This window comes from Cellulophaga sp. L1A9 (genome assembly GCF_009797025.1).
Taxonomy (GTDB): domain Bacteria; phylum Bacteroidota; class Bacteroidia; order Flavobacteriales; family Flavobacteriaceae; genus Cellulophaga.
In genome coordinates this window covers 3,827,639-3,842,381 of sequence record NZ_CP047027.1, presented here as the reverse complement: position 1 = coordinate 3,842,381, position 14,743 = coordinate 3,827,639, and the positions used below count along the sequence as shown (strand labels likewise).

Genomic DNA, 14,743 nt, shown 5'->3' with positions numbered 1-14,743 from the left:
TTTAAAATTGATTATTAGGATCTAATTTTTCAACAATTTGAACCTTCTTTTCCCTGGCATCCTTCTCTAAAACAAGTTTTTTCTCTTTAGGTTCAAATTCCATAAATAAGGATTGCAACATAGCAGTGGTGGGTTTATCATGGTTCTTTTCGATGTCTTTTATAATTGCAATTACAGCATTGATTCGTTTATTTATTTTGTTTTCTAATGTCTGCATATTTGGACCCATCTTTTCTTTTGGAGATATGCCATTATCTTCAAAAAATTCAATCATTAATAATAATGTCATTGACTGTGACTTAGACATTTTCTTGCAAAATTTTCGAAATCTATCTGCTATTGAAGTTTTAATTCCAAGCATCTCAAATCGCTCTTTTTCATATCCTTTATCCATTTTTTCTGAAAAAATTTATTGTTTTAATTGGGCTGACAAGGGTTTTTCTGAAAAAACAATTTTCAAAATTCAAAACCTAAAACGAAAAACCATATAAAACACTGATTTTGTTAGTGTTATAGAATATGAAAAAATGAAACATCGCGCCAGCGTGTTACCCTCTTGCTATTCCTTTTCGTCCCACTTTAGTGGGACAAAAAAATACCATTACATCCAAAAATGTAATGGCTTTTTCTGTAATAGGAATTGAAATTCAATTTTTTAAGAGTGTTATGTTTGAAGTTTAAAACTATCATTAGTAAACTGCTATTTTAGTTGCGGAATATAAAATATTGAAATAAAAAAAAGACCTTTAAAAAATTAAAGGCCCTGGGTTTTACGGTTATATTCTACATATTAAAAACGTAATCGTAGGAATAGAGATTTCTAATGGCTTCTTCTTCCAAAAGCGTTTCATATTCTAAATGATGCTCTTTGGCGTATCGTTTCAAATCATTTCCAAATTTCTGTTCAACATCTTTTTTGGAAACCGAAACCAAACGTTCTTGGGTTTCGTTATCAAGGTTCGAATAATTGAGATATACCACGTTAGAAAATCAATATTCACTAGGAAGCATCAACGTATTATCCACAAAAAATAATCGCAATTCGTCCAATGGAAAATCTGTCACATTATATCTATGAGTTTCAAAAATATTGCCATTTCCATCGCTATAATTAATCAAAGCCTCGCATTGCTTTTCTGCTCTTTCTTTTTCAGAAAGTCGTTTAAAATCGACTATTACAAAATAGCTTTTGTTCATAAAACTTTTTGCTATTACTGAAGCATCGGTTACTAACCAAAAACACTCGGCAGTATCTGCCAAATATTTTATCCCATCTGTAAATCTAGTTCCTATTAAAGGAATTTTATAAAAGGTTTCTGAACCTATAAAATGTTGCAGTTCCGCTTTTATTTTGTTAACTTGTGTTTTCATTGTGATTTTATTTTTAGAAGTTAATAATGAAAAAGAGGGCGCAACTTTCCACGGGAACGCCCTCTTTTATTTTAGTTATTCACTGGCGTTATCATCGCCTTTAATCCCCAAAAGCAGAATTTCATTGGCTACCACTTCGGTAACATATCTTTTTTCTCCTTCTTTGGTTTCATAAGAACGTGAAGTCAATTTGCCCTCTAAGGCAACTTCTTTTCCTTTGCCAACATATTTTTCTATTATTTCGGCAATCTTACCCCATGCCACGACATTGTGCCATTGGGTGTTCTGTTCTTTCTCACCATTTGAGTTTTTATAAAACTCATTGGTAGCGATTGAAAATTTGGCGACTTTCTTTCCGTCATCAAGGTTGGTGATTTCTGGCTCGTTCCCTACGTTGCCAATTAACTGTACTTTGTTTTTTAGAGTACTCATAATTAAAAAATTTAAAGATTAATATTGACCCATCTGAACCCTTCAGAAAGGTTTTAAAATTGATTTACTTATTATATCCAGAGCGTTTTCCTTTTTTTGTTTTTTTAACTTTTGTTCCGCTTCCTTTTTATTGATTTTGTAAGATTTCATAAGATTCATTTTAGATTTACTTCCCATAGTGCCGACGCTGTTACCTTCTTTTGTTGCTTATTTCTTTCGATATTCAGCTTTGTTTAGACATATAAAAAGTGCGAGGAACGAAGCCTGGTTATGCTGTCGTTCAAAGCTGAATGTTGTTATTTTGCCGTCAAAAAAAGGTATAGTGGTGTTGGCACGGGATGTGGATCTAAATTCTTTGTGAAATACAAATGCATAGGAAGTGGAACACAATTACAAATATATGTTCCTATTAAGCGGGCGCTATTTCAAAGTTTTATATTGGGAACGAAGCGTTCCTGCCTGCTTCGGCAGGAAAAAGTGAAGTGGAAATCTAAAACTTTGGGATTGTGTTCAAGACTTTTGTAAGGAAGCTCTTTTCTCGAAATGAAGTTTTTCACGGAATGCAGGGGAATGTGCTGAACGTGTTGTGTAAATGGATCACTCTCTTTTATTAGTATTTCAGGCGGACTTTATTCACGCTTTTTACTTGGAATATAGTGTTCCTTTCCAGCGGAAGGGTCAACGGAATGAAAAGTCAAAAGTGAGGATTATGTCCAAGACTTTTTTTAAGAGAACTAAATGAAGCAAACAAAGAATTGATACTAGGCATACTTGGACTAGGAGCGATTTTTGTGAAGGTGAATGAGGTAATTTATTGTATATAATTAATTGTTAATTATAGAGGTAACAAATTGTAATGAAACTTGTTTTTTCTTAAAGTAATCATTTAATATATCTTTTAGATCAATAGAAACAACTTTTAGTTTATATGAATTATGAATTAGTGTTATTAAATGCTTTGATTCTTCACTAAGAATAAAAACTATATTTAGTTGTGAATTACCATTTGCTATATTGTAAGCATATAGTGCAAAAAACGACAAGACAATACCACCCTCAGCGGAAAAAAAGTGAGCATAGTTAAAATATCAATAACTCATTGTATTGTATTAGTTTAAAGCCGTAAATGGTCTGGTTCAAATTATCCGCTTTTAATGTTTCTCATCATCCGTCCCATTCAACCAATACCTAAACTGGGAAAGTTTGTAGCCATCTGGATGTTTGGTGAGGTACTCTTGCCAGAGCAGCTCTTTGGTTACCCCTGTTTTACGCAGTTCTTTAACAAAATAAGGAAAATACTTTTCCAGGGTTAATAGTTGTTGACTCTTGTCTTTTTTATCCGTTTTAAAAAGCCTGTTCAACTCCTCAAGTATCATAGCGGACACTTCGTAGCTAGTCAGTTGGTACCGCTTAAAAAAATCTATATATTTAGTGATGGTATTTCGAGATAACCTCAATTGTAGGCTCATTTGACGCTTGCTGACTCCTTCACTCTAAAATTTGAAAATCTGTTTTATTTTTCGCATATCTATTTGTAGTGGTTCACTTTCACCCGCCGCACTATGCTCATTTTAATCCGCTGTGGGTGGTATACTATGCCCGTTTTCTGCAGTAATGGCTCATGATAAATCTCAGTTGAAAAACTCAGAAAACTATTATACAGTGATTCTTTAAAATTATTTCATAAGTTATATTTTAGACCCATTTCTTAATTGATATGGTTTTTTTTTATACATTGTATTTTGAAATATAATATGTCATTTGTTGTAGTAATAACCAGTAGAAAAGACAAATTGATATTACTTTGTTATACATATAGGCTAATTATATTTAATTTAAAACACAACAAAAGATTAAAACAATATAATTTACATTGAAAATATTAAACGAACATTTAGACTTCTATGAAATAAACATAGGGAAAAAGAAAATCGTCTCAATAAATTATATAATAAATATCATTTTTAACGAATAAAAGAAACAAGACCATTAGTGGTAATTAATAGGTTTCGGAATGAAAGATGAAATTTTCTACATCATAATAAAAAACAGATATTACATACACGATTACAACAACTATCATATTGAAAGAATATTTTCCAAAAATGATGTCTTGAAAGCGATAGATGAAATATTGGAACAAATGGGTTATGATGATTTCATTGATCATTACAATTCTTATATTATTACAAATGACCGCGAGCTTTTGATGAAATATATTTTTACTTTAACGGTTTCAGATTTTGAGTTATTGTGCGGTTCTAATGACTACAAAATTGAAGAAACTAGAATTAGTAAATATTATTTAAGAAGTTTTAACGAGGAAGTATTATTTTATTTTCGAAAAGTAAAAAACAAAGAAATTGTATCAGCTAATGAAGAAACGGTATGCACATCATTTGAAAGGTTCGGTAATGGAGAATTTCATACATTAACTGGTACTGGATATGGAGATGTTGCAAGTTATTATGAAGGCTGGGTGATGAATAAGAATTTTGAATATTTTAAAACACCTGCTCATTATTCTAATTTAGAAAATAGTAATACAATTTTTTGCCTGAAAAATATAAAAAAAGCAAACTTAGAAGAAATTAATGAACTATTGAATTTTGATATATTGAAGGGGTGTCAAAATATTAATTTATGGGAACAAAGAGATGGGGGACTTTTAAGATATTTTGACAAAAATTCTAATAAAAGATTATATATAGCTCAACATATTTTAGATGCACTGATTATAGATATAAATGCGGTTTTAAGAATAGAGACTACAATTGACCGAGACCAAATTATAGCTTATTATGTTAATGGAATATTTAATGAAAGTACAAAATTGCGAAGGACTACCAATTACGAAAACAGAAATTCTGACTACCCAATAAAATATATTAGAAAACCAGAGGATGATGATCTACTATTTACATAATGATAAATTGGAATTACTACATTAGACTAGACATTCGATTGCGAGATTTAGAGTTACATAAATTAACTTTGAATCATGAAGAAACAACACAGAAATTACAGTACATCATTTAAGCAAAAGGCAGTAGAATTAAGCTAAGCCCGGGGTCATGTCAAGCAAGTTTGTGAGGAACTGGATATTCCTTACTCGGTATTGCACCGCTGGAGACGAGAATCACAAGTTTATGGAAAGAACAGTTTTCCAGGTAGAGGAATCCCAAAATTGACAGATGAACAAAAAGAAATAGCCCTATTAAAGGATATATCGGAAGAACACGAGATATTAAAAAAGGCGGTGAGCATTTTCTCCAAGAGCGACAGGAAAAATTTAGGTTCATAAAACATCATAAATTTAAGTTTTCAGTTGAGAAAATGTGCAAGGTTTTAAAAGTCAGTACCAGTGGTTATTATAATTGGTTAAAATCTAAGTTTTCAAAGCTTTGGTTATATAATCAGAAATTATCCGAGTTGATTACAGCTATTTTTAAAGACAGCAATGAAAGTTATGGAGCTCCACGAATAAAAAAGGCATTGGAAAAACTCGGACACCATGTTTCCAGACCACGAGTGGCAAGACTTATGAAATCCTATGGCTTATTTGCCAGAAGAAAACGCAAGTTCAGAACAACAACAGATAGTAACCACAAATACCCTGTTGCTGCCAATATCTTAAATCAAAACTTTAAAGTATCTAGGGTAGATCAAGTTTGGGTGTCCGACATTACATATATTGAAACCAAGCAAGGTTGGATGTATTTAACAGTGATTATTGATTTATATACTCGAAAAGTAATAGGTTGGTCTATGAGCGCCAATTTAACAACTCAGGACACTATAATACCTGCATGGAATATGGCGGTAAAATCCAATGTAATTACCGAAGAACTTATCTTCCATTCCGATAGAGGTTCTCAGTATGCCAGCTATTTGTTTACTGATATTATCAAAAACTATAATGAATTAGTAATACAAAGCATGAGTAGAAAGGGGAACTGTTGGGACAATGCCGTAGCGGAATCTTTTTTTAAGAGCTTAAAAACAGAATGGGTGTATTTGCACAAATACAATTACAGGTCTCAGGCAGAACTATCCATCTTTTCTTGGATAGAATTTGGTACAATAAAAGAAGAATACACTCTACTTTAGGTTATAAAACTATTAACGAATTTGAAATGGAAATGTATAACCAAAATGTAGCAGCTTAAATCTCGCAATTAATTGTCCAACTTTTTGTTGCAAGTCCATTGTTGTTAGTACAGCTCTATAATTGGCATACTGTCCTCCGCCATGTATTTGCACTAAACCAGGTAGGTTACTCGCGTTTTTTGGATAGCCATAAATAGCGGCCACCATAGCTTTTTTGCCTTTAAAAACTCCAACTCTATATCTTAGAACTTTAAAGATGACCCCATCTTCTTCCCACTCTTTAAGAATATCTGTATCTAAAGGTTCTTTTCTTGCATCATAGTGACTCCACAGCTCATGGAAATTCTGAGGTACATTTCTAGCTTCATTTAGAGTAATAAAAGTATCATTTTCTTGATTTTGGGAAATTAAAATACATGGCATTATAAATAATAATGCGACAATGATATTTTTAAAAATCATCTTTACTTATTTAATTGATAATATTTGAAGATGCGATATTAGTAAAACCTACAACATCAACTAGCGCAATTTTTTCTCTAGCATCACTATTACGCGTAGTCATAATTACATTTTTAAATTCAATGTTTTTTGCATGACGAATATATGCTCCCCAAGAAGGCAATACTCCAAAGAAAAATTGCTCTGGATATCTCGCAATATCTTCAGGGACACTTCTTTTTAGATCCTCTTCAGTTCCCCCTCCTGGATAAGAAATCGTAATGTTTTCTAACAAAACATTTTCCACATAATGACCTGGAATACCAGTAATCATAATGCCACAACGTTTTTGAATAGTGCTAACCACTGTAGCTTTTATATTTCGGATGGTAATATTTTTTATGGAACCCGTTGGAGCTCCTTCACTTCCTCCATCTTTCAAATTATAAATTTGCTCTGTTGGCTTATCATAAATTCTACCTCTATTTCCAAGCCTAATAAAAAGAGGCCCCTCTATATTATTCATAGTAATGTTTTCTATTGTAATATCTTCTAGAATACCACCATCAACTTGTAAAAGTTTTATAGCTCCCATTCGTGTATTAGAAAAATCACAATCAGAAACTTTAATATTTCTAAACCCACCTCTTGAAGATGTTCCGCATTTAAAAGCTGCTGTATGGCTTTCAACCCTGCAGTTTTTAACAACCATATTTTCTGTGATTTTTGAAGTGGTGCTTTTTGGGCAGATAGCATCGTCTCCAGTCTTGATGTCACAATCTTCAATTAAAATATTTGTGCATCCATCTAAATCAAAACCATCGTTATTTATGTTAACTCTACTATCGATTGTAACTTTTTTTACTGTAATATTTTCACAAGAAACCATATGAACACACCAAGAAGCACTATTTAAAAATGAGACATCTTTAAATTCTATATAATTACAATTAATAAATCGCATTAACATGGGTCTCTCTCCTAAGCTATCAGCAACTTTTACTGGGAAATTATCTTTAGTACCTCTACCGTTAATGAGTCCTTGTCCTGTTATTTTGATGTTATGAGCATTCTCCGCATACAATAAACTCTTATTAAATGCTGGTGCCTCTATAGCACCTTTATTTTTTGTGGAATAGTCTTTTAAAGACAAACTCCCCAAAAGTTCTGCTCCTTTTTGAATATGTAATTCAACATTACTTTTTAAATTAATTGTACCTATAACATATTTTCCAGAAGGAACGATTACTTTTCCACCATTCTCAGCACATTTATCAATAGCTTTTTGAACTGCTACTGTATTTACAATTGTAGTATCATTAATTGCTCCATAATCTAGGATATTGTACTCATTATTATTTTTACAGCTTCCAAAACAGATTAAACATAGTGCTATTACAGTAACTTTTAATAATTGATTTTTCATACTTAGTTTTCTAATTATTTAGTTAAATTTTCTCTTTCTTTAGAAAAAGTATTACTTAGAGGAGCTGTAGGTAAAGTGTGTTCAAACGCCTTAATTTTATTTAATAAATCTGAAGTTTTTTCTGGGTATTTATTTGCTACATCTGTTTGTTCCGACCAATCTGTATTGATATTATATAATTCAGTTTTGCCTAATTTTGAATTTGTTAAAAGCTTCCAGTTATCTTCTTGAATACCTGCTGAAGGCCAGAATCCTGGTCTATTATTTGAGAACTTCCAGTCCCAAAAAATTGGTTTTTCTCGTTTAACAGCTTTACCTTTTAAAGCCTCTACAATACTAACACCATCTGATTCATATCCTTCTGGTAATTTACCTCCTGCTAATTCTAAAAAAGTAGGTAACAAATCTACCGTGGATAATTGTGTTGTTTTATCAATAACTCCAGCAGGTACTGAACCTGGCCACCTTACGATAAAAGGAATACGAACACCGCCAGCAAACAACGAGCGCTTTTGTCCTTTAAGACCTGCCGTTTCTCCAACTGAATAATATGATCCAAGACCACCTCCAGTTGAATTATCTCCCTGTGTTTTTGTAGTTCCTGTAAATTCTGGACCATTATCAGAAGAAAAAAGTACAAGTGTGTTATCATCTATTCCTAAATCTTTTAATGTTTGAAATAATTGCCCAATACGATTATCATATTCAGCCACTACTGCAGCATACACTTGCTGTTGTTCATTTAAATCTGAAAACTTATCCATATATTCCTTCTTTGGATAATGGGGTGTGTGTGTTGCATGAATCCATGCATTTACAAAGAAAGGCTTGTCTTTATTTTTCTTTACAAAATCTATGGTTTTATATAATGTAGAATCCACATTCATTTGATGCAAATTACTTGGTAAGTTGAAAGCTCCATATTCATCATACCCATATTCTAAAGGAGATGGTGCATCTGCTACATGCGTATTGGACAAATGCCACTTTCCATAATGAGCAGTTACATACCCTGATTTTTTAAGCATTCGTGGTAACAAAGGTGCTTCTGTACTTAACCAATCGGGCATATTACGTTTCATATGAGACTCAACAGAAGCAAAATGCCCATGCACACTATGTCTCGCAGGAAACTGACCTGTCATGACTCCAACTCTACTAGGTGAACATACTGGGTTTACTACTGAAAAATCCTGGAAATCAATTCCTTCAGCGGCCATTTTATCCAGATTAGGCGTTTTACAAAATGAGCTTTCGTGAATTCCTAAATCACCATAGCCCCAATCATCGGCAAATATAAAAATAATATTAGGTTGGGTTTCTTTGTTTTCAATAGGTTTATCGCTAGTATCAGTTTTACAACTTTGCAAAAGTAAAGTAGTTAAAAATAAACATGTAATAAGTTTAATGGCTTTCATAATAAAATGGTTTTTAGCGAAAATATTTAAATAATAAACTAACCATTTACTCATTTAGATTTATTTGTTTCTCAAATCAATTATTGTAAAATAAAAACACAAAACAGCTCTAAAGTAGTGATATCTAGATTTATTTTTTTAAGGATTTTACTAGCTATACATTAATAAAACAATAGAATAAGCCAGATGTTCTGTGTTTTATTAACTTTTTAGTAAAAAAACCATGATATATGATATTAAAATGATGAGTTTAAAAATGCGAATATAACTACCCGAAGACCAGAATAGTATTAAAACATAGTATTGGTTGATGTATTGGATTTGCTATCGATCAAGGAAGTGTTTATTAGAAATTAATTCTCAATACTTTTATAATTCTAATTGGTTAAATCTTAGTTTATCTAGTTTTAATCAGGTAGAATTTATAAAATATTTTTTACAAAATAGAGAAACGCATTAATTGATTAGAGCAACTGTTTTTTAAGTACCCAAGGTATCTTTACTAAAGAATATATCTAAAAATTAACTAGGACTAATTTTGACAATGGGGATCAACAAATAGCCAAAGCGGTAACGGGACCAAACATGATACCTGGGATACCTAATCATTATATAGAAACGGTGAAACTGGAAAACGTTGAGATTTCTTACCCAGTAGAAGGAACTGCAAAGGACTCGGAAATAGAAGTGCTGGAAGATATTGCACGCTATCCATAACAGTTTTTCTTCGGAGTTCTACTGGCATAGGGAGCATACATCCTCTATGCTAAAAATATTGAATTTAAAAATGATAACACAATCTACCGACAAAAGAGAGATGATTATCTTGGAAGATGTGAAGAGTTTTTGTTAACAACTAGATTTTATTATGATTATGAAAAGACTTGTATTAGCCATTGTGTTTTGTGGTTTGTTTACCACCACCTATGGTCAAAGTAGTCCTAGTGGCAAACTTTCTAAAAATGAGAGAAAACCCAATTTTATCCAAATTCTTACAGATGATCAGGGTTGGGGTGACCTTGGTTCTTTTGGACATGAATATATAAAAACCCCCAACATCAATCAATTGGCTAGGGAAGGCATCAAATTAGTACAATGCTATTCATCTGCTGCAGTTTGTTCCCCTTCTCGCTCATCTATATTAACAGGCAGAACTCCGTTTCGTAACGGTGTTTTCAGATGGGTGCCGGCAGATCATTTCTGTCATTTGCAAAAGGATGAAGTGACTTTGCCTCAGTTGTTAAGGAAAAATGGATATCAAACAACTCATTTTGGAAAATGGCACCTAAGTAATTATACAGAGAAAAAGCAGGGGGAGAGTAAGTGGCCTCAGCCATACTCCGATTTTGGTTTTGGTACTGATCCAAATCAGCCAAGTATGGAGGACTATGGGTACGATTACTGGTTTGCAACAGGAAATGTAGCAAGGCCTTCTCATGAGAATCCGGATAATTTTTTCCTTAATGGAAAACCAATGGGACCGATGAAGGGCTATGCCGCTCAACTTGTGGCGAAAGAAGTTGTGAAGTGGATTCGTAAGTATAAAAATAGCAATCAACCTTTTTTTATGACGCTTTGGTTTCATGAACCCCATGGACCAATAATGAGCGATCCTAAGTTTATTGAAAAATACGATGATGAAATAGACGATCCTAACCTTAAGCATTACTATGCTAATGTGACCCAAATAGATGAAGCAGTTGGAGAAATTGTACGTGTTATGAAAGAAGAAGGGATTTACGATAAAACGCTAATCTGGTATACGAGTGACAACGGACCGGAAGGAGATAACGAATTTGGTTTCCCCGTTAAAAAGGACAATATTGGTAGTGCTAGATATCGTGGAAACACAGGGGGATTAAGAGGAAGAAAACGACATACTCATGAAGGAGGTATTCGAGTTCCAGGGATTATATCTTGGCCTGCTGGGTTTAAGAGAAATGGTCTGATGCCAGGAGGAATTGCAGAAGAGCCCATTATTGGTTCCGATATATTTCCAACCTTTTTGGATATTGCAGGAATTGACTTGCCAAAACACATTACCCTTGATGGTACTTCTATTTTGCCAATTCTTGAGAACAAGAAATTCTGCAGAACAAAACCACTTTATTGGAGGAACAACAGTAATGAGTTTAAGGTAGCATTAAGAGAAGGAGATTGGAAAATACTAGCTAATGGTGATCTAACAAGTTTCGAGTTATACAATCTTGCAATTGATCCAAGGGAAACAACTGATTTATCGGCTCATAAACCAAAGTTATTTGAAAGACTAAAAAAAGCACTTATAGAATATGATGATGAAGTACTCACAGAAGGTCCGAATTGGTGGATAAATGATAGAGTAGTAAATGCTATACCTGAGAAATACCATAAAAAACACTAAGCTATGAGGTGTCTAATCATGCTAATATATAAGTTATGTATTTACAAGCATCCATTTTTCACAGACACAGTTTTTGTCAAGACATTACGACTCTAAATCAATAAATTTTCAGTTTCAAAGATTTTGTACTCTAGGTAAAAGAATAGATTCAAAAATTTTAATTCATGCACAGAACTTAATGTATTCTTTTTTTTGATAGTTCTGACTAGAGGTTTCCATCTTCATTACTTGAAGTTTCAATCCATGTAGAAGGAGTTCATTGGTTATTTCCAATCGATTTTGGCAATTTTGTTTTCTAAGTCAACCCAAATAGAGGCATGTTCAAAATCACGAGTTAACTCCCAACCATTCACTTTCATATTGTTTAATGGTTTGCCCAGTGGTTTATCAAATTCAGGATACCAATCTGTTGCACCGTGTTTAAAGCGATAGCCCCAATTATATATGAGATAAGAGTTTTCTTGTGCGCCTGCTAAAAATGAAGCCAAAGGAAATGTTATATTTTTTCTAGAAATTTCTTGTTTTTCTTTAAGAGGTTTTGCCATAAAATCTTTTTCTAGCCAAGTATATCCAGGCCACCCTTTAAAAATTACTATTTTTCCAGTTTTTCCGGCTTTCTCCATTTCTTGGATGTCTTGTAGCATGCTTTCTTTGGAGCTACTGTTAATAATGCCAAAATGTTCAATCATTACGGCGTCGGTATAATCTGGAAAGTTATTTCCAACATTTCTTCTTGGGTTACTTCGAATACCGTTGTAAACTATTAGATTGTTATTTCCAAGAGCAGCTCTGGTCTCGGCTATTAATTTTTTTAACCCTTCTTGAATCCTATCGTATTTCTCTTGGCCCCATAGTTTAATATTGGCTGGACTTGATACTTGAATAAAAGCATCCATAAAAACCCCATCGGTAGAGCCGTTCGAAATTTCGTTTTTTACTGTTTCTACCCACCATTTACGAACTTCTGGGTTGGACAAATCATAGCGTTTTGTTTTTCCTTTTTTTAAATCAAGTTCCCCCTTCTTTGTTTTTAACCACCATTCTGGATGACTTTTATATACATGATGTGCTTCGTATGTTGAGATATCTAGAAAAGCATTCCAATAGAAAATGACTTTCATATTGGAATTCAATTCTTTTAATTTTTTTGCGTCTACTTTAATGCCAGTTTCGGTGTTTTTAGAATCTGGTAAACCATGTCCTTTTTCTAAAACGACATAATTTGAATGCGATGCAATAAATTTTGCTTCATCGTTAGTTAAAGCTCCCTGTTTTCCAAAATGAAATGCCACAGGTACTTTATCCCAACTGAATTTGGGAAAAGCTTTATTTGATTGTCCTCTTGATTGAAAACAGATAAACAGGATTAAAGCATTAAAAATAACTTTTAAAGTGACGCGCTTCATATCCTAATTAATCATTTATAGGTCTTAAAGCTATTGATTTTAAACTGGCTGTTTTTCTATCTCCTTCTACTAAAGTTGTTGTTATGGTGTGTTTTCCGGGGGTTTTAAATTCTAAAATACCCATATTGTAAAACACATACTTTTCGGTAGCGGCTTGTTGGTTTTGTACTATAATACCTTCATCTGTTGTTGTTTTCCAAACCAAACGATCAGCACCCCTATAATCTAAATCTAAATAGTAATATCCAGCTTTTTTTACGTCGATACTCCAAGATATTTGACCATTTTCTTCCCAATTTCCAACTTGGTTGACGTGTTTCCATTCACCGAACTTCTCCATCCATTTTTTGTTTGCTTGTGTAGCATTGCTAACAGTTCCAAACTCAGTAATTAATTCTGTTCTTGTATTTGGATAGATTCCTAAAGCTGTGTCTTCAGCAATTATGTCTTCTCCCTTTTTGATATTAACTTCAACTTCTATAATGGAAATTAAATGATCCGGAGCTTTAAAGGGAACATTAAAAGTAACCCAATTGTCTTTTCCTTGTTTAAATTTAATTTTTTGATCTCTTCCTTCAGGATTTAGAATTTTAGCAGATTTGATTTTAGTTTTTAAACCAGGTAAATACAATTTACCATCAGTAGGCCATTCTGAAACTGCTAAATACATCTTGTTACCTTTTGTTGTAACATCTCCCCAAGGTAATTTATAATCCCATGGAGAATAGCCGGCATCATAAACCACTTGAGGATATCTTTTTAGCCATTTTCCTGTTTCTCTTAAAAATTCAGCGCCAATTTCTGGAACAATTCCTAATTCGTTTGGACCTACATTAAACAAATAAGAACCACCACGTGCTACTGTTTCCAATAATCTACTTAAAATGACTTTTGGACTTTTAAAATTATTATCGTACCAAGCATAAGACCATGAATCATTATTAGTATCGCATGTTTCCCATAAACCTTCAATACGTTTTGTTGGAACTTCCATATCGCCAACACTGGCATAATCGCCCAAACCATAGCCAACGCGACTACACATCATGGCTTTTGGTTGTAATTCTCTAACCATAGCAGCTAATTCTTCTACATATTCCTTTGGCATATCTCCAGGTGTATCAAACCATACAAAATCTATATCACCATAATTTGTACAAATCTCTTTTACCTGAGGTTTGCATTTATTATAGAAGTAATCTTTAAAAATAGCTTCTTTTCCATTTTCATCTGTCTTAGGACCTCCTTTACCTCCAGGAGCTGTCCAATCTTGGTTGTGCGAGTAATAAAACCCGAAACCTAAACCTATTTCATGACAAGCATCTGCTAACTCGTGCATTGGGTCTCGTCCAAAAGGGGTAGCGTCTACAATGTTAAAATCGCTTACTTTAGAGTCGAACATAGCAAAACCTTCGTGATGCTTACTAGTAATTACAATGTATTTCATTCCAGCATCTTTGGCTAATTGTGCTATTTTTTTTGCATCAAAACCAGTTGGATTAAAGTCATTTGCAATTTGCTTGTAATCTTCAACAGGTATTCCCGCCATTCTTGGATTCATAATCCATTCGCCAATACCATAATAAGTTTTATTGTTCCAAACACCTCCGAGATTTGAGAATAAACCCCAATGAATGAACATTCCGAAATTACTTTCATCAAAGAATTTACCTTTTCCGCTTTTTAAAGCGTCCGGTGAAACATTAGATTCCCCCCACATTTTATCCATACTTTCTGTTTTGACTTGAGCTCTACT

Annotated in this window: 12 protein-coding genes and 1 pseudogene; 3 read left to right on the top strand and 10 right to left on the bottom strand. The window is 33.1% G+C overall.

What is annotated here, in order from left to right:
• Position 1 precedes the first annotated feature (1 nt).
• The 5 genes from GQR94_RS16855 to GQR94_RS16835 form a co-directional block, all read right to left on the bottom strand.
• Entirely contained in the window at positions 2 to 394 is a 393-nt protein-coding gene (locus GQR94_RS16855; RefSeq protein WP_158977287.1) for a BfmA/BtgA family mobilization protein, read from the bottom strand.
• A 389-nt stretch (positions 395 to 783) separates the two neighbouring features.
• Positions 784 to 981, bottom strand: a complete 198-nt coding sequence (locus GQR94_RS16850) for a hypothetical protein (protein WP_158977284.1) — start codon at positions 979 to 981, stop codon at positions 784 to 786.
• Positions 982 to 990: 9 nt separating this feature from the next.
• Positions 991 to 1,371, bottom strand: a complete 381-nt coding sequence (locus tag GQR94_RS16845) for a DUF6876 family protein (protein WP_158977281.1) — start codon at positions 1,369 to 1,371, stop codon at positions 991 to 993.
• A 75-nt stretch (positions 1,372 to 1,446) separates the two neighbouring features.
• Complete coding sequence (locus GQR94_RS16840) at positions 1,447 to 1,803, bottom strand: single-stranded DNA-binding protein (RefSeq protein WP_158977278.1); 357 nt, start codon at positions 1,801 to 1,803, stop codon at positions 1,447 to 1,449.
• A 1,151-nt stretch (positions 1,804 to 2,954) separates the two neighbouring features.
• The gene (locus GQR94_RS16835) at positions 2,955 to 3,260 is read right to left on the bottom strand and encodes a hypothetical protein (RefSeq protein ID WP_158977276.1); all 306 of its coding nucleotides are present in this window, start codon (positions 3,258 to 3,260) and stop codon (positions 2,955 to 2,957) included.
• Between the two features lie 557 nt (positions 3,261 to 3,817).
• Between GQR94_RS16835 and GQR94_RS16830 the strand changes: the two genes are divergently transcribed.
• On the top strand, positions 3,818 to 4,729 hold the full coding sequence (locus tag GQR94_RS16830; RefSeq protein WP_158977273.1) for a hypothetical protein: 912 nt from the start codon (positions 3,818 to 3,820) through the stop codon (positions 4,727 to 4,729).
• A 75-nt stretch (positions 4,730 to 4,804) separates the two neighbouring features.
• A pseudogene (locus tag GQR94_RS16825) lies at positions 4,805 to 5,972 on the top strand (IS3 family transposase).
• On the opposite strand, the gene GQR94_RS16820 reads toward GQR94_RS16825, so the two are convergent.
• The 3 genes from GQR94_RS16820 to GQR94_RS16810 are packed head-to-tail and all read right to left on the bottom strand — an operon-like array spanning position 5,926 to position 9,198.
• Positions 5,926 to 6,375, bottom strand: coding sequence for a hypothetical protein (locus tag GQR94_RS16820; RefSeq protein ID WP_158977270.1), 450 nt, complete (start codon positions 6,373 to 6,375; stop codon positions 5,926 to 5,928). The pseudogene GQR94_RS16825 and the gene GQR94_RS16820 overlap by 47 nt on opposite strands.
• Before the next feature lie 10 nt (positions 6,376 to 6,385).
• Positions 6,386 to 7,780, bottom strand: coding sequence for a glycoside hydrolase family 28 protein (locus GQR94_RS16815; RefSeq protein WP_158977267.1), 1,395 nt, complete (start codon positions 7,778 to 7,780; stop codon positions 6,386 to 6,388).
• A gap of 14 nt (positions 7,781 to 7,794) precedes the next feature.
• Positions 7,795 to 9,198 (bottom strand): sulfatase-like hydrolase/transferase, encoded by a 1,404-nt coding sequence (locus tag GQR94_RS16810; protein ID WP_158977264.1) that lies wholly within the window; start codon positions 9,196 to 9,198, stop codon positions 7,795 to 7,797.
• An 874-nt stretch (positions 9,199 to 10,072) separates the two neighbouring features.
• On the opposite strand from GQR94_RS16810, the gene GQR94_RS16805 reads away from it, so the two are divergent.
• The gene (locus tag GQR94_RS16805) at positions 10,073 to 11,581 is read left to right on the top strand and encodes a sulfatase (protein ID WP_158977261.1); all 1,509 of its coding nucleotides are present in this window, start codon (positions 10,073 to 10,075) and stop codon (positions 11,579 to 11,581) included.
• 263 nt (positions 11,582 to 11,844) lie between these two features.
• On the opposite strand, the gene GQR94_RS16800 is transcribed toward GQR94_RS16805, so the two are convergent.
• Positions 11,845 to 12,987, bottom strand: a complete 1,143-nt coding sequence (locus GQR94_RS16800; protein ID WP_158977258.1) for a putative glycoside hydrolase — start codon at positions 12,985 to 12,987, stop codon at positions 11,845 to 11,847.
• 7 nt (positions 12,988 to 12,994) lie between these two features.
• Positions 12,995 to 14,716 carry an alpha-L-fucosidase gene (locus GQR94_RS16795; protein WP_158977256.1) on the bottom strand — a complete coding sequence of 574 codons (1,722 nt, stop codon included), beginning with the start codon at positions 14,714 to 14,716 and terminating at the stop codon, positions 12,995 to 12,997.
• Positions 14,717 to 14,743: the final 27 nt, after the last annotated feature.

Coding starts and splice junctions, on each gene's coding strand:
- GQR94_RS16855 (WP_158977287.1), bottom strand. CDS start 394: ATGGATAAAGGATATGAAAAAGAGCGATTTGAGATGCTTGGAATTAAA.
- GQR94_RS16845 (WP_158977281.1), bottom strand. CDS start 1,371: ATGAAAACACAAGTTAACAAAATAAAAGCGGAACTGCAACATTTTATA.
- GQR94_RS16840 (WP_158977278.1), bottom strand. CDS start 1,803: ATGAGTACTCTAAAAAACAAAGTACAGTTAATTGGCAACGTAGGGAAC.
- GQR94_RS16830 (WP_158977273.1), top strand. CDS start 3,818: ATGAAAGATGAAATTTTCTACATCATAATAAAAAACAGATATTACATA.
- GQR94_RS16820 (WP_158977270.1), bottom strand. CDS start 6,375: ATGATTTTTAAAAATATCATTGTCGCATTATTATTTATAATGCCATGT.
- GQR94_RS16815 (WP_158977267.1), bottom strand. CDS start 7,780: ATGAAAAATCAATTATTAAAAGTTACTGTAATAGCACTATGTTTAATC.
- GQR94_RS16810 (WP_158977264.1), bottom strand. CDS start 9,198: ATGAAAGCCATTAAACTTATTACATGTTTATTTTTAACTACTTTACTT.
- GQR94_RS16805 (WP_158977261.1), top strand. CDS start 10,073: ATGAAAAGACTTGTATTAGCCATTGTGTTTTGTGGTTTGTTTACCACC.
- GQR94_RS16800 (WP_158977258.1), bottom strand. CDS start 12,987: ATGAAGCGCGTCACTTTAAAAGTTATTTTTAATGCTTTAATCCTGTTT.
- GQR94_RS16795 (WP_158977256.1), bottom strand. CDS start 14,716: ATGGATAAAATGTGGGGGGAATCTAATGTTTCACCGGACGCTTTAAAA.